Annotated in this window: 19 protein-coding genes and 1 pseudogene; 14 read left to right on the forward strand and 6 right to left on the reverse strand. The window is 49.4% G+C overall.

Annotated elements, in window-relative coordinates; translation table 11 throughout:
• Nucleotides 1-15 precede the first annotated feature (15 nt).
• From BLW31_RS21725 to BLW31_RS21760, 7 genes are all read left to right on the forward strand, one after another.
• Complete coding sequence (locus tag BLW31_RS21725; RefSeq protein WP_004294811.1) at nt 16-441, forward strand: GNAT family N-acetyltransferase; 426 nt, start codon at nt 16-18, stop codon at nt 439-441.
• Nucleotides 442-469: 28 nt separating this feature from the next.
• Nucleotides 470-883, forward strand: coding sequence for a hypothetical protein (locus BLW31_RS21730; protein WP_004294812.1), 414 nt, complete (start codon nt 470-472; stop codon nt 881-883).
• Nucleotides 884-899: 16 nt separating this feature from the next.
• On the forward strand, nt 900-1304 hold the full coding sequence (locus tag BLW31_RS21735; RefSeq protein WP_004308741.1) for a SecDF P1 head subdomain-containing protein: 405 nt from the start codon (nt 900-902) through the stop codon (nt 1302-1304).
• A gap of 19 nt (nt 1305-1323) precedes the next feature.
• On the forward strand, nt 1324-2166 hold the full coding sequence (locus BLW31_RS21740) for an RteC domain-containing protein (protein WP_004308742.1): 843 nt from the start codon (nt 1324-1326) through the stop codon (nt 2164-2166).
• Between the two features lie 208 nt (nt 2167-2374).
• On the forward strand, nt 2375-2734 hold the full coding sequence (locus tag BLW31_RS21745) for a helix-turn-helix domain-containing protein (RefSeq protein ID WP_004294815.1): 360 nt from the start codon (nt 2375-2377) through the stop codon (nt 2732-2734).
• Nucleotides 2697-4769 carry a bifunctional DNA primase/helicase gene (locus BLW31_RS21750; RefSeq protein ID WP_004294816.1) on the forward strand — a complete coding sequence of 691 codons (2073 nt, stop codon included), beginning with the start codon at nt 2697-2699 and terminating at the stop codon, nt 4767-4769. Before BLW31_RS21745 ends, BLW31_RS21750 begins: the two co-directional genes overlap by 38 nt.
• A gap of 405 nt (nt 4770-5174) precedes the next feature.
• Entirely contained in the window at nt 5175-5693 is a 519-nt protein-coding gene (locus tag BLW31_RS21760) for a dihydrofolate reductase family protein (RefSeq protein WP_004294817.1), read from the forward strand.
• A gap of 97 nt (nt 5694-5790) precedes the next feature.
• Here BLW31_RS21760 and BLW31_RS21765 read toward each other — a convergent pair whose 3' ends face one another.
• The 6 genes from BLW31_RS21765 to mobA form a co-directional block, all read right to left on the reverse strand.
• Nucleotides 5791-7878, reverse strand: coding sequence for a type IA DNA topoisomerase (locus BLW31_RS21765; protein ID WP_004294818.1), 2088 nt, complete (start codon nt 7876-7878; stop codon nt 5791-5793).
• A 26-nt stretch (nt 7879-7904) separates the two neighbouring features.
• The gene (locus tag BLW31_RS21770) at nt 7905-9215 is read right to left on the reverse strand and encodes a DUF3945 domain-containing protein (RefSeq protein WP_004294819.1); all 1311 of its coding nucleotides are present in this window, start codon (nt 9213-9215) and stop codon (nt 7905-7907) included.
• 297 nt (nt 9216-9512) lie between these two features.
• A complete protein-coding gene (locus tag BLW31_RS21780) occupies nt 9513-10859 on the reverse strand; it encodes an RNA-binding domain-containing protein (RefSeq protein WP_004294820.1) in 1347 nt (448 codons plus the stop codon).
• A 58-nt stretch (nt 10860-10917) separates the two neighbouring features.
• Entirely contained in the window at nt 10918-12927 is a 2010-nt protein-coding gene (mobC, locus tag BLW31_RS21785; RefSeq protein ID WP_004294821.1) for a conjugal transfer protein MobC, read from the reverse strand.
• Nucleotides 12928-12945: 18 nt separating this feature from the next.
• Nucleotides 12946-14193, reverse strand: coding sequence for a conjugal transfer protein MobB (mobB, locus tag BLW31_RS21790; protein WP_004294822.1), 1248 nt, complete (start codon nt 14191-14193; stop codon nt 12946-12948).
• Nucleotides 14178-14600: a conjugal transfer protein MobA gene (gene mobA, locus BLW31_RS21795; protein WP_004294823.1), complete on the reverse strand. Its 423-nt coding sequence runs from the start codon at nt 14598-14600 to the stop codon at nt 14178-14180. Before mobA ends, mobB begins: the two co-directional genes overlap by 16 nt.
• Before the next feature lie 549 nt (nt 14601-15149).
• On the opposite strand from mobA, the gene BLW31_RS21805 reads away from it, so the two are divergent.
• The 7 genes and pseudogenes from BLW31_RS21805 to BLW31_RS21835 form a co-directional block, all read left to right on the forward strand.
• Nucleotides 15150-15932, forward strand: a complete 783-nt coding sequence (locus BLW31_RS21805) for a ParA family protein (protein WP_004294824.1) — start codon at nt 15150-15152, stop codon at nt 15930-15932.
• A 1-nt stretch (nt 15933) separates the two neighbouring features.
• Nucleotides 15934-16362, forward strand: a complete 429-nt coding sequence (locus BLW31_RS21810; protein WP_004294825.1) for a DUF3408 domain-containing protein — start codon at nt 15934-15936, stop codon at nt 16360-16362.
• Nucleotides 16363-16364: 2 nt separating this feature from the next.
• A complete protein-coding gene (locus BLW31_RS21815; protein ID WP_004294826.1) occupies nt 16365-17027 on the forward strand; it encodes a hypothetical protein in 663 nt (220 codons plus the stop codon).
• Between the two features lie 170 nt (nt 17028-17197).
• Complete coding sequence (locus BLW31_RS21820; RefSeq protein WP_005856081.1) at nt 17198-17494, forward strand: DUF4134 domain-containing protein; 297 nt, start codon at nt 17198-17200, stop codon at nt 17492-17494.
• A 10-nt stretch (nt 17495-17504) separates the two neighbouring features.
• The gene (locus BLW31_RS21825) at nt 17505-17840 is read left to right on the forward strand and encodes a DUF4133 domain-containing protein (RefSeq protein ID WP_004294828.1); all 336 of its coding nucleotides are present in this window, start codon (nt 17505-17507) and stop codon (nt 17838-17840) included.
• Nucleotides 17837-20350 (forward strand): TraG family conjugative transposon ATPase, encoded by a 2514-nt coding sequence (locus tag BLW31_RS21830; protein ID WP_004294829.1) that lies wholly within the window; start codon nt 17837-17839, stop codon nt 20348-20350. Before BLW31_RS21825 ends, BLW31_RS21830 begins: the two co-directional genes overlap by 4 nt.
• Nucleotides 20351-20361: 11 nt before the next feature.
• A pseudogene (locus BLW31_RS21835) lies at nt 20362-20571 on the forward strand (DUF4141 domain-containing protein); the annotation flags it as partial.
• Between the last annotated feature and the right edge of the window lie 86 nt (nt 20572-20657).

Consider the following 20657-nt stretch of genomic DNA (forward strand, 5'->3'; position numbering starts at 1 on the left):
TTTAATAATATTGATATGATACGTAAATTAACACAAGAAGAATATAACAATGCTGCCGATTTATCTTATCAAGTATGCATGGAAAGGAATGATTTCACCCAAGAAGGTATTGAAACCTTTAAAAGCTTCGTGTATGACACATCGTTGATGAATACGCTTGACATATATGGTGCTTTTGACAATCATCTATTGATAGGAATAATCGGTGTACATCGGGAAAGGCAACATATATCCCTCTTCTTTGTCTTGCCGCACTATCATCGGCGAGGAATAGGAACATTGTTATTTGACTATATGATGAGCAATTGTAATTTTACTTATATAACAGTTAATTCTTCAACCTATGCAGAAACTTTTTATACATCTTTAGGCTTCAAAAAAGTGGGTGAAAAAGAGATTAATAAAGGTATTGTTAGTATCCCTATGGAGAGAAACATATAATTATTGCCAATCATTTAAAAGAGATAAGATGAAAAAGAAAATTACTTTATGTATGGTGCTTTCCACATTTATTATTTGCGCCATGTTATGTCTGACAAATTGTAGTAACGACGATGCTCCTACTTCTGTCTTCACCCCCGAAGCCTTGAAGCAAACTACTTGGCAAGCGCAAATGACCGTGTACAATATCGAAGATGAGATAGACTACACAAAACAATCCATTCTTCAATTTACCAACGAATCAGAAGGCATTTATACAAGAACGAACGAAGAAGACGGATATATGTGGAACACAGATTTTACTTACCAAGTAAATGGAAAAATCATCACGTTCGACAACATAGCAGGTCCATGGACGGTGCTGGAATACACAGGAACACACCTCGTAATGGAAGCCTATAATCCCAATAAGATGGTGTGGACATTGGAGAAGATGTATTAACCTAAAAATAGCGGATATGAAGATTTCAACAATTCTCTTTTTCTGCCTACTAATGACAGCTTGTATGCAGACAAAATCTTTTCACCGGATAAACGGCTGGTACTACGTAACATCACAGACTACAGACAGCCTTTCACTAACACCTTTCCTTACTGTTAAGGATTTCGATACTTTACGTTTGGAAACTGATGCTTTTGGACACTCGGTCATTACCGGTGTCTTCCTCCAAAATAAATCGCCTATATGGAGAGAAGCCACAAAAAAGAGTATAGGAAAGCGTATCGCTTTCGTTTTCAATGACACAGTGATAACTGCCCCTCTGATTAATATCCCCTTAGAAAGCGGACATTTCCAAATTTCCAATCCGCATGGATATGATTTGGAACGTATCTTTAAGGAGTTACAAAAAGAGAAGAAATAGAATAAGGTTATTCAATAAAATGAAAGAAGATTTTGATAAACTCCTATCGGAAATAGATGTAGAGATTGCTAAAATCGACCTCTACGGCAATGATATTATCGAAACCTCTCTTTCAATAGTACGTCACTTACAAAGTATCATCACTGGGTTAAGAAATGAATTGCAAACCTACACTTTCCCCACACAAGAGGATGAAATACGCTTTTTCAAAGTTCAAAAACCGGAACTATTGGGGCGGCTTCTCTATTTCCACAAAATATGTCGTATAGAAATGCAATGTCCTAATGGGAGTAACGAAGTTATCAGAAAGCATCTTATCGCAGAACTGGATAATCTGACCTATTTCTTCAATCGGAATTTGGACTTTTACCAGTATTATCGTTCACACTCTACCATGTATGATAAATACTACTTTGTACGAGGGAAGGCAGATATTCGGCTATGCGCTGATAGCGCACAATTCGATAAAGACCCGAATTTTTCAACAGGGTACGACTATACGGTAGCCAAGATATTAGCCAATGAAATGTTGCGTATTTACCTAAATCAGCGATTACAGTTATTAGAGAAAAAGCAACTGACAAACGATATAAAAATATCATTGTCGGACTTCAAACTGAAATGGACTGGCACAAAATCGGAAGCGATAGAATGGGGATATGGATTGTTTGCCGCTAAAACGCTGAATTATGGCAACGCTACAATAAAAGAGGTTATGGCATTTGTCGAAACTGCCTTTGACATAGAGCTGGGCGACTATTACCGAACATATCTTAGCCTTAAAAACCGGAAGAAAGACCGAACGGCTTTTTTCACATTCATAATGGAGCAACTGCAAAAGCGCATGGATGATGATTTGTAAATAAGTACTTTAGCTGATTGAAAAACTACCAAGTTACTACCAACGTGGTAGTTTTTCTTTTTATACAAATGGAGCACATGAATAGGAATAAAAACTATTTTTCACCCCTAAAATCACCCTGAAAAAAATTTCAACCAAGTTGGTAGAACCTTGTATTTTTTATCTTACAGAAAGATGCAATTTTGCGGCAAATCAATTAGTTACCATTATGGAAATAATAACATTCGAGTCCAAAGCCTATAAGGAACTGGACAACAAGATTACCGCTATTGCCGATTACATCTTCAATCATGCGGAAATGGCAAAGCAAAGTGAAGAAGATATGTGGGTGGACAGCTATGAGGTCTGCACGTTTCTGAAAATAAGCGAAAAGACCCTACAACGCCTGCGGGTGTCGGGTACTATCGCCTATTCCAACATCAGGGGACGCTATTTCTACAAGGTCAGCGAGATACGCCGGATGCTGGAAGAACGCCTGATAAGGAGCAACAAAGAGAACATCGACAACCTGATAACCAACCACCAACTGTATGCTAAGGAAAGAGGAAATCTTAGAAAGAACAAGTAACGGGCTGGCGATATTCAAACACTACCTGCCCGGAAACTGGCGCATAGGTCGCAACTTCCTTAACCCGCTGTACGAGGACAGCAAGGCTTCCTGCAACATCTACTTCGACCGCCGGAGCAGCATCTACAAGATGAAAGACTTCGGCAACGACAGTTACAGCGGCGACTGTTTCTTCCTCGTGGGGCAGTTAAAGGGGCTGGACTGCAACCGGGCGGCTGACTTCGTGGAGATACTGGAAATCATCGACCGGGATTTAGGCTTGGGGCTGGCTTCCGGCACTCCTGTTTCCATTCCTCCGGCAACCGTCCACCGGACAGTATCGGGCAAAACCGAAGAAACACCCGAAAAGCCCGTCAAGCCCTACCAGTTCCGGGAACAGAAGTTTCCGCTTGCCGAACTGGTGTACTGGCAACAGTACGGCATCACGCCCGAACTGCTGGAACGTTACAAGGTCTGTTCGCTCCGGGAGTATCACAGCGAAACGGCAGAGGGCAAACCGTACACCTACACTTCATCGGTGGCAGAACCCATGTACGGCTACAAGGGCAAACAGCACATCAAGCTGTACCGCCCGTTCTCCACGCCCCGCTTCCTCTATGGCGGCAGCTTCGGCGAAAACTACTGCTTCGGGCTGGAGCAACTGCCAGCAAAAGGCGACACGCTCTTCATCACGGGCGGCGAGAAAGACGTGCTTTCGCTGGCTGCACACGGTTTTCACGCTATCTGCTTCAACAGCGAAACGGTGACTATACCGCCCACGCTGGTATATCGGCTGACGTTCCGATTCAAGCACATCGTCCTGCTCTTTGACATGGACAAGACGGGCAGGGAAAGTTCATGCAAGCAGGAAAAACTGTTGGAAGAATTTGGAGTGAAACGCCTGCTCCTGCCGCTTCCGGGTACGAAAGAGGAAAAGGACATTTCCGACTACTTCAAAGCCGGGAACACCCGTGAAGATTTCCTGAAACTGTTTATCGAATTTTTAGACAACCTGTATAGCGACACATTGATTATGCTAAAATCGTGCGAGATAGATTTCAACAACCCGCCCGCCAAAGCGCAAGAGATTATTTCGGCGGGTGACGTTCCGTTAGGAACACAAGGCAACCTGTTCGGCATCACCGGGGGCGAGGGAACGGGCAAGAGCAATTATGTAGCCGCAATCGTGGCGGGCTGCATCTGCCCGGCTGGTGCGGAAGTAGATACGCTGGGAATACAGATAACCGCCAACGGCAGACACAAGGCGGTCTTGCTCTATGACACAGAACAGTCGGAAGTGCAACTGTTCAAGAATGTAAGCAACCTGCTGGCACGAGCCAAACAGCCGGACAAACCCGATGAACTGAAAGCGTTCTGCCTGACGGGTATGTCACGCAAAGAACGCCTGAACGCCATTGTGCAGAGCATGGATAAGTTCTACTACCAGTACGGCGGCATCCAGTTGGTCGTCATTGATGGCATCGCCGACCTTGTAAAGAGTGCCAACGATGAAGCGGAAAGCGTGGCGGTGATAGATGAACTCTATCGGCTGGCGGGCATCTATAACACGTGTATTCTTTGTGTGCTGCACTTCGTTCCTAACGGATTAAAGTTACGTGGGCATTTGGGTAGCGAATTGCAACGCAAGGCGGCTACTATCCTTTCAATAGAGAAAGACGAAGAACCCACGCAGTCGGTAGTGAAAGCCCTGAAAGTAAGGGAAGGAAGCCCGCTGGACGTTCCTCTGATGCTCTTTGCATGGGACAAGAAAGCCGGGATGCACGTGTACAAGGGGGAAAAGCCCCGTGAAGAAAAGGAGAAGCGCAAGGAAAGGGAACTGGTGAACGTAGCCCGTGACATCTTCGGGCGGCAGACACGCATCACTTACATAGACCTTTGCGAGCAGTTGCAGCAGGTTTTGGACATCAAGGAACGCACCGCAAAGAGCTATATCCGCTTCATGCGGGAAAGGGACATCATCACCAAAGACACGGCGAACCAAAGTTGTTTTATCATCGGTTCATATAATCTTCAAAGGAACGCAAGCTGCCCGTAGGCGTATGGGCTGAACTTGTGTATTTTTAAGTGCTTGTGTCCTGCCCTGTTGTGAAACACGGCAGGATTTTTTCTGTTTGCACGTGAAAATTCAGGGTATTTGCTTAACTTTGCAGAAGTTACACGAAAAGTAACGGCAGTTGAACGGCGGTTGCCGGAATATTGCCTTTATATATAACATATACGTTCGCCGAACGTCCCAAAGTAGAAAACTGGCACTTTTCAAAAAGAGGGGATATTCAGCGCAGGATATGCTATGCGTTTGTCATAGCGTGGCTGCACTGTTTCCTCTTTTGGGTATGCCAGTACCTCTACTTTGAAACAGCGTCATGCCACGCTTTCTTTTTGGGGTGGCGGCTAACGTGCCAAGACAGTAGGGATTTATATCACTTTAATACCTGACAATATGGAACAAATCAAAGCGCACATCGCCGTATCGCTGGACGGGCATACCGCCACGCCGGACTATGAACTGGACTGGATGCCCCGTGATGTCAAGGAACTGGCGGCAAGGGAACACGCCGCCGCAAGCTGCCTGCTTATGGGGGCGAACACCTACAACTACATCTTTGAACACTGGGGCGGGTGGCCGCACAAAAGCAAGCGGTCTTTTGTGGTGTCACACTACGATACCAACGTGACACCGGACTGCGGTGTGGAGTTCCTGACCGAAGAACCGCTGCAAAGGGTCTATGAACTGAAACAGGAAAATGACATGCTGGTGGTGGGCGGCGGCAAGCTGCTTACTTCGCTGATAAAAGCCGGACTGTTGGATAGCCTGACTATCTACACTGTCCCCGTCATGGTGGGCAAGGGTATCGGTTTCATCGGGGAAACATTAGGCTCGGAATGGAAACTGTCGGAAAGCAGGGTGCTGGATAACGGGGTGGTCTGTTCGACCTACCTGTTTGGCGGGAGCGTATAAAAAATGCGCCCGGTTTCCCTCCGGGCGCAACCACTAAAATTTCAATTATCATAAGTGGCAAAACCTATCACAATGAAATTTCAGCGGTAAAGATAGGCTATTTCTTCGGTTTTCCTTTCTTCTCGGGAAATGAAAAGGCGACATTGAACTGTTCGTCCAGCACCAGCGAAGCATCGAAAGCCTTGCCGTTCTTGCCCTTGAAGCCCTTGATTAACCCGGTCTTGCGTTTCGTCACCAGCTCGACAATCTGTTTGTCGGAAAGCTGCTTGTCGCACTTGTTGCGGAATATGGTAAGCGTACAGTCCACGTTGGAACATTTTGCCACTTTCGGGTAAAACAGGATGCGCCCGTTATTGCATTTGGGGCAGGGACAGGTTTCACTGCCCGCAACAGATAATTGTACCGAAAGCAGTTCCGCCGTGATTTGGGCGGCGTACACCTCGATACCCTTTCGGAACGTGTCGGCATCCATGTTTCCCGCTTCTATCTTGGAAAGGGCGGTTTCCCACATACCCGTCATTTCGACATCGGCAATCTTCTTGTCCTTGACAATCCTGTAAACGGCAAGCCCCTTGTCGGTGGGTACAAGGTTCTTCTTCTCACGCACGATGTACTGGCGGGTGAACAGCGTTTCGATAATCGCCGCACGGGTGGCGGGTGTACCTATCCCGGCATCTTTCAAGCTGGCTTTCAGTTCGGCATCCTCCAGTTCCTTGCCTGCGTTTTCCATTGCGGCAAGCAGACTGCTTTCCGTGTGCAGCGGTTTCGGCTTGGTCTGTTTCTCCAACAGTTCCACGTTGGAAATAGGCAGGCTTTCGCCCTCTTGAAGCGGCGGCAGGCTGGCGGCTTCTTCATCTCCGCCCGGTTCCTGCTCGCCGAACACGGCACGCCAGCCTGCTTCTTTCATCACCGACCCTTTCACCGTGAAGTCGGTATCTCCGGCAGACAGCACAGCGGTGGTTACGTCTTTCACGCACCTGCCCGAAAAGGCTTCCAGCATACGCCCGGCTACCAGTTCGTAAACCGCCCGTTCGTCTTTGGAGAGTTCACCGGGCAGGTTTTCAGTCACGATTAAGGCGTGGTGGTCGGTCACTTTGCCGTCATTCACGCTACGGCGGTTCAGCGTTACGCCGTTCAATCCGGCGGCATATCCAGCAAAGCGGGGGTACTGCCCCAGCATGGCGACACGTTCCGGCATTTCATCAAAAACGTCCTCCGGGATATAGCGGCTCCCGGTTCGGGGGTATGACATCACTTTCTTTTCGTACAGGCTTTGCGCTATGGAAAGGGTCTTGTCCGCCGAAAAGTTCAGTTTCGTGTTCGCTTCCTTTTGTAGCGTGGTAAGGTCATACAAAAGGGGCGGTTCTTGGCTGGTTTCTTTCCTTTCAACGGACTTCACCGCAAGCTGCCCGGTATCCTTTACCCGTTGCAGGGCGGCTATGGCTTCGGGCTGCTGCTCCCACTTGGCGGTAGATTGGGCGGTGAAACTGATTCTACCGCTGGCGGTATCGGCTTTGAGTTGCCAAAACTTGGTCGGGACAAAGTTCTTGTTTTCCAAATAGCGGCTGCATATCATCACGAGCGTGGGGGTCTGCACCCTGCCCAGCGAAAACACCCCCTGCCCGGCGGCTACGCTCAACGCTTGGGTGGCGTTTATCCCTATTAGCCAGTCCGCTTCGCTGCGGGACTTGGCAGAGAGGTAGAGGTTGTCGTAACGCTCTCCCGGCTGCAAGTTATCCAGCCCCTCACGGATTGCCTTGTCGGTAAGGCTGCTTATCCACAGGCGCACAAAAGGCTTGGTACAGCCCAAATAGTTATAGATGTAGCGGTGTATCAATTCGCCCTCACGCCCGGCATCGGTGGCGACAATAATCTTGTCGCACTGGTCGAATACCTCTTTAATCACTTTCAACTGTTTCAACACGCCGGGGTCTGCCTTGTAACCTTTCTCGGCTTTCACCTGACGGGGGATTAGCTGGAAATCGGGCGGCAGTATGGGCAGGCTCTCCCTGCGGAAGTTCGCCACGCCGTAGGCTTCCGGCATGGCAAGCTGGATTAAGTGGCCGAACGCCCATGTCACCATATACCCGTTGCCGGAAAGATAACCGTCATTCTTCTGTGTCGCTCCGATGATGCGGGCGATGTCTTTTGCCACGCTGGGCTTCTCTGCTATCAATGCAATCATAATTCTTTACTTTTTAAGGGTGGGTACTACATTTTCATTCCTTTGGACTTCTTGGGCTTGTCCGCTTTCAAACTCTTGTCTTGCGCCTTGTCCTGCTTCTCTTTCTGCTTGGCGGTAGGCTTTTGCTGCCCCTGTTTCAACGGCTCTTTTCCCTGCTTGGTGGCTTCGTTGGTCTTGCCCTCTGTATTGACCGCTACCTGTGTCCGGCTCTCGGCGGCGGGGGTAACGTCTTTCGGCTGCACCTTGTCGGGTGATTTGCCTTGTGCGCCGGACTGCACATGACCGTTGAACTCAACGCCCTGCCCGTCCTTTAGCCCGGCTACCTGCTGCTGTCCCTGCTGCAAGAACTGGACGGCGGCACGGGGCAGGAACTCCAAGCCACGCTCCACTGCGCTGACCTGTAGATAGGCACTGCGCTTCATGCCGTCCCTGAATTGCAGGTTTTCCATTTTGACCGCTTGCCCGGCTTCAAAGGCGGCTTTCTGTTCCAGGCTGACTTTCACGTTACAGATTGTATCGGGGCATTTCCATTTGTCTGCCCGCATGTACTCCAGTTCGTGCGTGTACCTGTCCCGGCTGACGAACACGGGGATTTGTTCGCCGCTTTTCGGGTCTTTGATTTTTGCGATGCCGCCCAAGTTGCCAGTACCCTGCAAGTTGCCCTGTTCCTGCTTGGTGAAGTCGTGTTCATGGAACGGGCGTTGCAACAGCTTTTCGTCCTGCTGGACGCCATGCAACTTGGGTACTACCGTGCCGTCCTTAGCCTGATAGAAAGAGAGCTTGACATCGGTAGGTTTCAGGTAAAAGCCACCCACCGTTCCCGAAATGGTGTAGGTATTGCGGGACTTGTAGCCACGCATCACCCGGTCGAAGTCTTTCGTGTTTTTCAGGGTGTCGGCGGTGATGCCGACTTTTTTCAGATTCTCCCAGTCGATTTTTGCCGGGTCGAAGCGGTAGCCCTGCTTGAACTCGTGAAAGTCTGGCTTCGGCACTCGAAGCATTTCCGTTCGTTTACTGTCCTCCGGTGTCGGGTTGCGGTGATTGTCCTCGATTGCCTTTGCGTTACGCTCCGCTTCGGAAGCCCTCACGCTGAAAAGTTCCAGCCCGGATGTGTCCTGATACTTGCGGTAGAAGTTGGAAAGGAAGTTGCTGAACACATCGCTGTTCTTGTCCACCTGCATGAACTCGCCGCCGTGTGCGGCGGTGGGCGATACAGTCTGCAAATTACCCTCCTTGTCGAAGCCTTTAACGGCACTCACTTTTCCCTGCTGTTTATCCAAGACCAGCAGCACGTCTTTTTCCTGCCCCTCTGCGGGCGGGGTCATTCTGTTTGCCATAAATAATTGGAATTTTAGTGGTTACGGGAATAGTCCCGCTCAAAGGTAGCGACTAAATATGCTATATTTGGATAGGTGGAAAGGAGTGTCCGTATTTGTCCTGCGCTGTCCCGATTTGTCCGGGTAGGATAAATTACTGCAATTAATGGTTGCAGAATTGGAAACGGGCATAAAAAAAGAGAGCGAAGTTAATCACTCTCTTTAGATGAGCCATTTGTGAAACGTTTATGAAGCGTTTGTGATTTTAGCAAACACTTTATAATAAGCTATATATAAAAATCAAAGCTAAAAAACAGCTTATTTTTGGAGCGTTTGTGAAGCGTTTGGTAAACCTTTGATTGTATAATATGTGTTTTTGCCAGTAACGCCCTGCATTTCCAACCACGTTTCCATTTGTTGCAACAAACGGTAAGCGGTGGTTCTATTGGTATTCAATATTCTTTGAACGTCCGAATTGGTAACACTTCCATTTTGGGCTGCATATTCGATAATAGGTATAAACCTTTCATCTGCCCGCTGCGCCAATAGCTGCGAACGTATATCGGTATAATAGGTAATCATCAGACCGCTTAACATTTCAAGTTTGGGCGGCAACAGCTTGTATGCGCTGACCGCTTCCAAAATACGCTTGTAACCACGTCCCCAGCTTTCAATGTCCCCGCTTCTGAAAAAGGCGTTGGCGATTAGCGGATTATAGGGAGTGGACGGGTGACTTTCAAAAAGTTTCTCGGTTGTCCAGTTCTCCGGCAACTGCCCGGCGTTCCAAAAAGTGATGTGGTCGGGGAACACGCTAATCTGTATCGGTACGGCACTGGCATAATCTTTATGGGCTATGGCATTCATCAGTGACTCCCTGACAGCTTCCACCGGGAACTGCGGTGTTTCACGCCGGGAAATACCCTCGTATGAAATGTGATAAATCAGGTATTTGGTCTTTATCAAATCCATAGCCTTATCCACCTGTTCCATTAAAGAGCCGTGAACCTCGTCCTGAAACTCCAAGTTACCTTTATCGTCCCGGAAGAAACCTATCTTGATATACGCCCCGGTCACAAAGCGTTCCGGGTCAGGGTGGAACAACAGCAAGGCTGCACGGGTCGGGCATTTGGTTTGGGCATCTATCAGCCGCAAATCGTGCAACAGGTTTTCGGCTGTATCTTTCAACACATTTTCATCCACACGTCCGCTTCTCGCCGCTTCCTTGCGGAAACGGTCTAATGCGCTGGTGGAAAGTTCCTCTATGCCTGCCCACTCTACGGGAAATTCATCCCAATGCCTGCCAGTACGTTGCAGGATAAAGCGGTTCAATGCCGCACCTTTCAACTCCTGCTTCGTGCTGCCGCTGCGGTAATGGTACTGACCTTTGTAATTGATAGGGTTTGAATAAGGCGGCACGTCAATCTCGACATATTTCAGCCCGTTTTCTTCCAGCAGGTTCACGTCCACGATGATGCCCAGCACGTCACGCACTTTGTTCGGTATGTCTTCCAGCAGTTTGTCGGCATCGGCAACGCCGACTACCTTACCGCTGTCATTCATACCTATATATATCTTGCCGCCTGTGGCGTTGGCAAAACCGCATATCCATTTCAGATACTCGTCACGCCAGCTTTCTTTCCATTCTATATTTTGGTTTTCATTCATAATTATTTCGTTGTCTGCAAAATTAGTAAAAATCCTATGTATCAGGAAAGAATATTGGTTATTCTTCCTCTTTTATCAGGTGGCATAGCTCCGGGTCGTTCTTGATACGGGTTATCTCGTCCTCAACTATCTGCCGGACTTCCTGCCGGATGCGGTCGTAGTTGGCTTGTATCTCTTCCTGCATCCGGTCGTTTCCGTCCTTATCCGTAAAGTCAATTATTTGCGGAAGTTTCACGTAGCGGGCGGTTTCCCGCTTCACCTTTTCATTGTCCACCACGATTTCACAGTGGAAAATCTTCTGCTCTATCCGTTCATCGAAGTTGTCCGCTACCGCACCCACGAACATGCCTTGCGTGAGGTTGGATATTTTGCTGGCGGGTATCAGGCTGTCCATTTGGGTGCTTATTGAGGTGGATTTCTCCCGCTGGTTTATCGTCATGCTCTGCCGTTTCTGCAACACCTTTCCGAAACGCTCCGATAGGATTTTTGCCGTTTCGCCGACTACCTGACCGCTAAACACGTTACCCACAGTATTTTGTATCACCCGGCTTTCCTTGTCCCCGTAGTCACGGGTTAGCTGGCTGTAATCCTGAAAGCCCAGCAGAACCGCTACCTTGTTGCTTCGGGCGGTTGCAATCAGATTGTCAAGCCCACGAAAATATATGGTCGGTAGTTCATCTATTATCACCGAACTTTTAAGCTGCCCTTTCTTGTTTATCAGCTTCACGATACGGGAATTATACAGCCCCAGTGCCGCCGAATAGATGTTCTGACGGTCGGGATTGTTGCCGACAACCAGTATTTTAGGCTCTGCTGGGTTATTGATGTCCAGTGAAAAATCATCACCTGTCATTACCCAGTAAAGTGCCGGGCTTATCATGCGGGAAAGCGGGATTTTCGCACTGGCTATCTGCCCCTGCAACTGCTCTTGGGCATCAGATTCCCAAGCATCTACGAACGGGGAAAGGTAGTTTTCCAGTTCGGGATAGCTGCGTAAAATCGTGAAAACATCAGCATATTTCTTGTTCAGCAGTTCTATGGCATGGGGAAACGTGCAATACTTACCGCCCTGATAGATACGGAGATACCAAATTATACTTGCAAGCAGGATAATCGGGCTTTCCACGAAAAAGTCACCCTGCTTGCTTATCCAACTGCGATTAAGGTTAAGCATAATCGTGTAGCTGGCTTCATAGGCATCCGCAATGTCCGACATGAAGTTGGCGTTTATCGGGTTGCATCGGTGGCTCTTACGGGGGTCGTCAAAATTGATAACGTAAAATTTTGGCTTTACCTTGTAGTCGTTCAAGTGGTTAAGTAAATGATTGTAAGCGATTTCTGAAAGGTCGGGAAACTTATAATCATACAGATAGAGTGCAAAACCTTTCTCTATCTGCTGTTTTATGTAGTTGTTTACCACGGCGTATGACTTACCGCTGCCCGGCGTTCCCAGTACAAGACTGGCACGGAACGGGTTTACCACGTTCACCCAACCGTTATTCCATTTCTTGTTATAATAGAACCGGGTCGGCAGGTTTACGGAATACTCGTTCTCGATAAGCCTTGTTTCCTGCTGAAAACTTTCGTTCTCCATGTTAAAGACATCTTCCATAAGGTTGTTCTTCAAAAGCCGGGACATCCATGTGCCCGCCATGAGCATACAGATATAGCCCACCGACAGCGTGGCGATATACAACACCGTACCTGCCGTGTGTGGCAGGGGAAGTTCCAGCAGCCACCAGTTCAGGAAGAACAGCACCATACCCACTGTAAGGCTGCAATGTATCTTCGTCCACGTTATCTTTTCCTCTTTCACGCCCTTAGTGCCGATACACGACAGGGCGAGGAACATCACGGAGAAAAGTTTCGTCCACAAGATAGAGGAGAACAGCCCGGTGGTACGCTGGAATTTCCACAGTATCTTGTCTATCACCTCAAAAGTTACTCCCCACTCTTTCAGGGTGGAGTAACAGAACCAGTACACGTTTATTCCCACGAATAGAATACTGACAGCCCGCATAAAGTCCATGACCCTTGCAAGCCCTCTTAAATCATCTTCTTGTTGCATGATTGTTATGTTTTTTGGTTATTCGATGCGCCTTGTGCGCTTCTTTTTCTTCTTCTTTCTCTTTTGGGCGGTGTCCTGCGGCTCGTCACCAGCGGATGAACCACCACCCAGTAAACCGCTGAAAGCACCCAGCACGGATGCTATACCTGAAACGATGTCTGCTTTCGGCATGAAGTCCGACTGTTCCTGATGTGGGGATTGTTCCTGCCGTATATCCGTTTTTCTTTCATCGGAATGCAGGTCGTTGAACACATTCGCCGAATACTCCTTGCCCAACCGTGAACCGTTCAGCACCACCCGGCTGTCGTGGTCGATGAACGTAACGCCATAGATGCGCCCGCTGTCGTTCTGACGAAATACCACGTCAATGCCCTGCTTCTTTAGTTCCCGCTCCAGTTCCTTGCGGCTGCGGGTATTCCTCACGGCATCGGCTACAATCTTCCGGGTGCGCTCTTTCAGTTTCCCATTCTTGATTGCTTCGCCCGATTTCTCCATTCTGCGTTGCACCGCTTCATAGCCCACCGACTTACCGATGCGGGATGCCTTTACCGGGTTGCCCACCTTTTCGCCCTTGTCATTGGTAGCGGAATAGACAATGCCCTGATAGGGTTTGCCGTTTACCTCGCCTTTGACTTCCTCGGCACATATATTATAGGTGGCAAGCAAAGCCTTGTACTCCCCGAACGACTGGAAACGGTAGCCGTAGCAAGCCGCTTTCACGGTATTGCCGATTTGGTGCTTCACGTCCCCGGCGGTGTAGTCCACCTTTTTAAGTTCCGGGCGTTCCGTCCTTGCTTTCTTCTCTGCCGGGTGCAGGTTATATTTCTGCTCCAATTCACGGGTGATTTGCTTGCTGCGCCGATGCTCGAACCTGTCATTCAGCGGTCTGCCGTTCTCGTCCACCCGCAACCCTACGATGTGGATATGGTGGCGGTCGATGTCGGTATGCTTGTACACCAAATAAGGCTGGTCGCCATAGCCCAATTTCCGCATATACTCCCGTGCGATGTCAGAAAGTTGGCTGTCCGAAAGCACGTCTTCCGGGTGTGGATTTATGGAAATATGAAGTATCGGCTTCTTGGTGGATAGCTGGACGGGCATCTGCATTTCAAAGCTGCGCATACACTCGCCGATAGAGAAATTCCCGTCCTCGCTTAACAGCATCCGGTTGGAGAAAAGCACCTTTGCTTCCTCGCTGTCCACTTTGTTTTGGTTGTATGCCAGTGCGCCGAACATATTGCCGCCCGTGCTTATTTGGGCAACCATAGTTCCTTGCACTCGTTTGTCAGGTCGATAACCTGACGGTTCAACATAGCCAGTTCAGTGGTCGCTTTCTCCAATTTATAGAGAAAAGCCAGTGCTTTTTTCTCCGAAAAGTTGCCGTGCAACGCCTTTACAACTTGGTTGTAATTGACCGCTACCGCCCGGAACTGGGCGTAAAATTCGGTCAGCCGGGCGCAATATTCTACTGCCGACTTGTCCACTTTCACCACCCGGAACGGCTCGCCGAACAGCCGGGCGGCGATGAAACGGGACTTGCTCGTAACGCCCGACTGCTCCCACTGCGAGAGAAAGCGGGCGTTCTCCCGGTCGTTCAGGTAAAGGACATGGCGGTGCTTCGCCGGGTCTGCGAGGGCGGGGCGACCGCCCTTGTTGGGTTTTCTTGTTTCCATACTTCTTTGGATTAAAAAATTACGACTTCGGAGTGATTTTTACCCCCGCAAGGGGCAAGGCGTTTTCAGGCACGGAAAACGGTTTTGTATGCTACAAAACACACCTTGCTATTTTCTGACGAAAATCGAAATCCGTCACGGACGGATTGGGGTTAGCGTGAAACGGTAAGCCCTGCCATTAACCAGCCCTGTTTTACCCCTCTGCCCCCAGCGGTTCGTTACTCCGCTGCAAAGTAACGGTGATTTATAATGCTGTAAAATAGGTGGTTGGTGGACAAATCGGGACAGCGCAGGACAAAACGGGACAAGGTTTTCAGGGGACGTTTTTTCTCCCTTTTTTTGCATCGGATTTCAAGATTGAAAGCAAGATTGAAAGAAATATTCCAATCAGGAAAGAATGATTGAAAGCATGATTGCAGGATTTCAATATTCCAAGAAAGAATGAAAGCTGGAAAACAAGATTGAAATAAAACAGTCTTTCAATATTTCAAGATTGCAATATGGAAAGAATGATTGAAAGCAATAAATAAATCTATCTATCAACCAATAATGAACGAAAGCAATATGGAAAACGAGAAAACACCCCTTTATGTCGCCTTTTCCACCCAAAAGGGCGGGGTCGGCAAAACCACCTTTACCGTACTGGCGGCGAGTTACCTCTATTACCTCAAAGGCTACGATGTGGCGGTGGTCGATTGTGACTACCCACAACACTCCATTGCCGGGATGCGAAAGCGGGATGCCGAGCAGGTCGGGGCGGATGAAGATTACAAGCGAATGGCGTATGAACAGTTCACCCGGCTGGGGAAGAAAGCCTACCCGGTATTGTGCAGTTCACCTGAAAAGGCGATTGCAACGGCTGACGAACATATAGCCGCCGGACACGTGCCGGATATAGTGTTTTTCGACCTGCCCGGCACGGTGAACAGCGAGGGCGTGATAAACTCCCTTGCGGGCATGGACTACATTTTCACCCCCATTTCCGCCGACAAGGTGGTGCTGGAAAGCAGCCTGTCGTTCGCAATGGCTATCCAAAAGCTATTAGTGAAGAATGAAGCCTGCCGACTTGCCGGGCTGTACCTCTTTTGGAACATGGTGGACGGTAGGGAGAAAACAGACCTTTACACCGCCTACGACAAGACCATTAAGGAACTGAAACTGCCGCTGATGAAAACCTTTATCCCCGATACCAAACGCTACAAAAAGGAACTGGTAGCAGATAAAAAGGCGGTGTTCCGCTCCACGCTCTTTCCCGCCAGCCGCCCGCTGGTAAGGGGAAGCAACTTGGAAGAACTGATAACGGAAATAGTGTATTACATCAAATTACAGTGATATGGCAAAGCAAAGCGGCGGTATGCCGAAGATAGACGAGGATTTCATGAAAGAACTTATCTCGCAGGGCGTGCCTGCCAAGCGGGAGAACCAGCCGGATGATGCACCGCAGCCCGGCGGCGAAACGGAAACCGCCCATGAGGGACGGCAGACTGAAACGGTACGGGTGGAGAAACCGACAAACCGCAAGCGCAAGGGCGGCACGGACGACTACCGGGAAACCTACTTTCAGAAAGTGGAACTGGCAGACCGACAGCCCTTGTACGTGAGCCGAACCACCCACGAGAAGCTGATGCGTATCGTGACGGTGATAGGCGGGCGCAAGGTGACGGTAAGCAGCTACGTGGAGAACATTCTACTGCGCCACTTCGAGCAGTACCAAGACGAGATAAACACCCTGTACGAAAGCCACTTCCAAAAGCCTGTCTGATTATGGTAATCTATTGCATACTTACCGGGCTGGCGGTGTACTATATCGCCCTGTGGCTGTGGTATCGCTACACGGACAGCCGGACATCAACGAGCAAAGCGGATGATGTGTCACTTCCACAAAATAAGGTTTCAAGTTACACGCTGGTAGGTGAAAGCCGATACAAGAGTGGACTAATCGGGACAGCGCAGGACAAATCGGGACACCTCCCGCAAACTGCTGGAAATGATACTATTTTTGCGCCGCAAGCTGGCGAACAGTCGGAAGAAAACATTTCGGAAGCAACACCCGAAGCGGAAGAAACGCCCGGTTACGAGAATGACGAACCCGACTACGAGGACGAGGAAATAGCCGGGTACATGGACGGTGACGATGATACCGGGCGGGCTACGGGCGTGAGCTTTGACGAACTGGGCGAAGCGGTACGCACGGCGAACGCCGATAACCCCACCGAAGCGGAACAGCGGCAAGCCGCCGGGACACTGGCAAGTATTGAGGGGACGAACCTCTACGATGCGGTGGTGGAGAACATCAACGGCGGGCTGGCAAAGGTAGCGGAACTGCTGGGGCGCAACGAAGCGGAACTGGCTACGGCTGCTGTCCCTGCCGGAACTGGCAATACAAGCAAGGAACACGAAGCGTTCGACATGAACGACTTCCTTTAATATAATAATGTATAAGACTGACAACATGAAACAGCGTGATTACGGTTGATTGGCAACCCTAAAACCAACAGACGGCATCCGTGCCGCAGCCACTAAAATTTCAAGTTATTCATCAGCCGGGTGACAGCGGACTATCCACCCGCTACCCCGGCATTAAAATCCAATTCGCAATGAAAAAGAAAATCTTTTTGTCGGCGGCTATCCTTGCCGCTGCGGTAAGTGCCTACGCACAGGGCAACGGGCAGGCGGGCATCACCGAAGCCACGAACCTAATCACCGGGTATTTCGACCCCGGAACAAAATTAGTGTACGCAATCGGGGCGGTCTGCGGCTTGATTGGCGGGGTAAAAGTATATAACAAATTTTCAAGCGGCGACCCCGATACCTCAAAGACCGCCGCCAGTTGGTTCGGGGCGTGTATCTTCCTGATTGTCGCCGCCACTATCCTGCGGTCGTTCTTCCTATAAACCAGCGGCTATGTCTGAATATCCGGTAAACAGGGGTATCGGAAAGCCGGTGGAGTTCAAGGGGCTGAAAAGCCAGTACCTTTTCATTTTTGCAGGCGGCTTGCTTGCCGTCTTCGTGGCGTTCATCGTCCTGTTCATGGCAGGCGTGAACCAGTGGCTATGTATCGGTTTCATCGTGTCGGCTTCGCTGCTGCTCGTGTGGCAGACGTTCCGGCTGAATGCCCGATACGGTACACACGGGCTGATGAAAGCTGCCGCCCGCAAAAGACACCCCCGCTTCATTATCAGCCGAAAGGCGATACCCCGACTGTTCAACTACAAAAGAAGAAAGGAAGAAAGAACATGAGGAATACATTAAAGGCTACCACGCTGGAGAGGAAGTTTCCCCTTTTGGCGGTGGAGAACGGCTGCATCATTTCAAAGGATGCCGACATCACGGTGGCTTTCCGGGTGGAACTGCCCGAACTGTTCACCGTCACCAGTGCCGAGTACGAAGCCATACATTCGGCATGGTACAAGGCTATCAAGGTGCTGCCCGACTACTCCATAGTACACAAGCAGGACTTCTTCATCAAGGAGAACTACCAGCCCGATACCGAAAGGGACGAGCTTAGTTTCCTGTCCCGGAGTTTTGAACGGCATTTCAATGAACGCCCGTTTCTGAACCATTACTGCTACCTGTTCCTGACGAAAACGACAAGGGAAAGAAGCCGCCGACAGAGTGACTTCTCCACCCTCTGCCGGGGCAGGATTGTACCGCAGGAGATAGCCGACAAGGAAGCGGCAACAAAGTTCATCGAGGCGGTCGGGCAGTTTGAACGAATTATGAACGACAGCGGGTTTGTCACCCTTACCCGGCTGGCGGCATCGGAAATCACCGGGCAGGACGGAAAGGCGGGCATCATCGAGAAATACTTCTCGCTATCACAGACCGATACCACCTGCCTGAAAGACATCGGGCTGTACCCGGAAGAAATGCGTGTCGGGGACGATATACTGTGCCTGCACACGCTTTCGGACGTGGAAGATTTGCCCGGCAAGGTCGGGACAGATACACGGTTTGAAAAGCTGTCCACCGATAGAAGCGATTGCAGGTTAAGTTTTGCCGCCCCGGTGGGCGTGTTGTTGTCGTGTAACCACGTCTATAACCAGTATATTTTCATAGACGACCACGCCGAGAACCTGAAAAACTTCGAGCAGACCGCCCGGAATATGCAATCACTCTCCCGCTATTCCCGTGCCAACCAAGTGAACAAGGAGTGGATAGACGAGTACCTGAACGAAGCCCACAGCAAGGGGCTTGTATCGGTACGCTGCCACTGCAACGTCATGGCATGGAGTGACGACCGGGACGAACTCAAACGCATACGCAACGATGTGGGAAGCCAGCTTGCCTTAATGGAGTGCAAGCCACGCCACAACACGGTCGATACGCCCACGCTCTTTTGGGCGGGCATACCCGGCAACGAAGCCGACTTCCCCGCAGAGGAAAGTTTCTACACATTTTTGGGGCAGGCTCTCTGCCTGTTCGTGGAAGAAACGAACTACAAGAGTTCGCTTTCGCCGTTCGGTATCAAGATGGTGGACAGGGTAAGCGGTCGCCCGCTGCACATTGATATATCAGACCTGCCCATGAAGAAAGGCATCACGACCAACCGCAACAAGTTCATACTTGGGCCGAGTGGGTCGGGCAAGTCTTTCTTCACCAACCACATGGTGCGCCAGTATTACGAGCAGGGTGCGCACGTGCTGCTGGTAGATACGGGCAACAGCTATTGGGGGCTGTCCCAGCTTATCCACAACCGTACGCACGGCGAGGACGGGATTTATTTCACCTACACGAACGAAAACCCGATAGCGTTCAACCCGTTCTATGTCGAGGACGGGGTATTTGACATCGAGAAGAAAGAGAGTATCAAGACCCTTATACTCACCCTGTGGAAGCGGGACGATGAAGCCCCCAAGCGGTCGGAAGAAGTGGCGTTGTCCAATGCGGTAAGTGCCTATATCGAACGGATAGGCAATGACCGTTCGGTAACGCCCTGCTTCAACACGTTCTACGAGTTTGTCCGGGATGATTACCGACAGCGGCTTGCCGAAAAGAACGTCAGGGAAAAGGATTTTGACATCGACAACTTTCTGAACGTGCTTGAACCGTACTATCGTGGCGGTGAATATGACTACCTGCTGAACTCCGACAAGGAACTGGATTTATTGCATAAACGCTTTATTGTCTTTGAATTGGATAACATCAAAGACCACAAGATTTTATTCCCGATAACAACCATTATCATTATGGAAGCCTTTATCAACAAGATGCGCAAGTTAAAGGGAATAAGAAAATTAATCTTGATAGAGGAAGCGTGGAAAGCGATTGCAAGCGCAAATATGGCGGACTACATAAAATATTTGTACAAAACCGTCAGAAAGTATTTCGGGGAAGCGATTGTGGTAACTCAAGAAGTGGAAGATATTATTTCCTCGCCCATAGTGAAAGAGAGTATCATCAACAACTCGGACTGCAAAATCCTGTTAGACCAGCGGAAATATCTGAACAAGTTCGACAGCATACAAAACCTGCTCGGATTGACCGACAAGGAGCGTTCGCAAATATTGTCTATCAACATGGCGAACCACCCCGGACGGAAGTACAAGGAAGTTTTTATTTCGCTGGGTGGTACGCAGTCGGCGGTGTACGCCACAGAAGTTTCGTTGGACGAATACTACACGTACACTACAGAGGAAAGCGAGAAAATGGAACTGTTCGCCCTTGCCGACAAGCTGGGCGGCAACCTTGAACTGGCTATCAAGCGGCTTGCGGAAAGCAAACGTAATCCCCAATCATCAACAACTTAAAAATTAGGAACATGAAGAAAATAATCCTCTTTATGGCGGTGTGCATTTGCTTTATCGGCAAGGCATCCGCCCAGTGGGTGGTGTCAGACCCCGGCAACTTGGCACAGGGTATCATTAACACCACCAAGCAGATAGTGCAAACTTCCACCACAGCCAAGAACACGCTGGACGGCTTCATGGAAGCACAGAAGATTTTCCAGCAGGGTAAAAAATATTACGATGGTGCGCCCGTATAGGCGATATAATAAATGTAGCATTGGCAAGCTATTAGGTAAGTGTTCCAATATTTACCTATCATCACCAGCTT

Origin of the sequence: Bacteroides faecis MAJ27, assembly GCF_900106755.1 — a bacterium.
Lineage (GTDB): Bacteria > Bacteroidota > Bacteroidia > Bacteroidales > Bacteroidaceae > Bacteroides > Bacteroides faecis.

Coding starts and splice junctions, on each gene's coding strand:
- BLW31_RS21725 (WP_004294811.1), top strand. CDS start 16: ATGATACGTAAATTAACACAAGAAGAATATAACAATGCTGCCGATTTA.
- BLW31_RS21730 (WP_004294812.1), top strand. CDS start 470: ATGAAAAAGAAAATTACTTTATGTATGGTGCTTTCCACATTTATTATT.
- BLW31_RS21735 (WP_004308741.1), top strand. CDS start 900: ATGAAGATTTCAACAATTCTCTTTTTCTGCCTACTAATGACAGCTTGT.
- BLW31_RS21740 (WP_004308742.1), top strand. CDS start 1,324: ATGAAAGAAGATTTTGATAAACTCCTATCGGAAATAGATGTAGAGATT.
- BLW31_RS21745 (WP_004294815.1), top strand. CDS start 2,375: ATGGAAATAATAACATTCGAGTCCAAAGCCTATAAGGAACTGGACAAC.
- BLW31_RS21750 (WP_004294816.1), top strand. CDS start 2,697: ATGCTAAGGAAAGAGGAAATCTTAGAAAGAACAAGTAACGGGCTGGCG.
- BLW31_RS21760 (WP_004294817.1), top strand. CDS start 5,175: ATGGAACAAATCAAAGCGCACATCGCCGTATCGCTGGACGGGCATACC.
- BLW31_RS21765 (WP_004294818.1), bottom strand. CDS start 7,878: ATGATTGCATTGATAGCAGAGAAGCCCAGCGTGGCAAAAGACATCGCC.
- BLW31_RS21770 (WP_004294819.1), bottom strand. CDS start 9,215: ATGGCAAACAGAATGACCCCGCCCGCAGAGGGGCAGGAAAAAGACGTG.
- BLW31_RS21780 (WP_004294820.1), bottom strand. CDS start 10,859: ATGAATGAAAACCAAAATATAGAATGGAAAGAAAGCTGGCGTGACGAG.
- mobC (WP_004294821.1), bottom strand. CDS start 12,927: ATGCAACAAGAAGATGATTTAAGAGGGCTTGCAAGGGTCATGGACTTT.
- mobB (WP_004294822.1), bottom strand. CDS start 14,193: ATGGTTGCCCAAATAAGCACGGGCGGCAATATGTTCGGCGCACTGGCA.
- mobA (WP_004294823.1), bottom strand. CDS start 14,600: ATGGAAACAAGAAAACCCAACAAGGGCGGTCGCCCCGCCCTCGCAGAC.
- BLW31_RS21805 (WP_004294824.1), top strand. CDS start 15,150: ATGAACGAAAGCAATATGGAAAACGAGAAAACACCCCTTTATGTCGCC.
- BLW31_RS21810 (WP_004294825.1), top strand. CDS start 15,934: ATGGCAAAGCAAAGCGGCGGTATGCCGAAGATAGACGAGGATTTCATG.
- BLW31_RS21815 (WP_004294826.1), top strand. CDS start 16,365: ATGGTAATCTATTGCATACTTACCGGGCTGGCGGTGTACTATATCGCC.
- BLW31_RS21820 (WP_005856081.1), top strand. CDS start 17,198: ATGAAAAAGAAAATCTTTTTGTCGGCGGCTATCCTTGCCGCTGCGGTA.
- BLW31_RS21825 (WP_004294828.1), top strand. CDS start 17,505: ATGTCTGAATATCCGGTAAACAGGGGTATCGGAAAGCCGGTGGAGTTC.
- BLW31_RS21830 (WP_004294829.1), top strand. CDS start 17,837: ATGAGGAATACATTAAAGGCTACCACGCTGGAGAGGAAGTTTCCCCTT.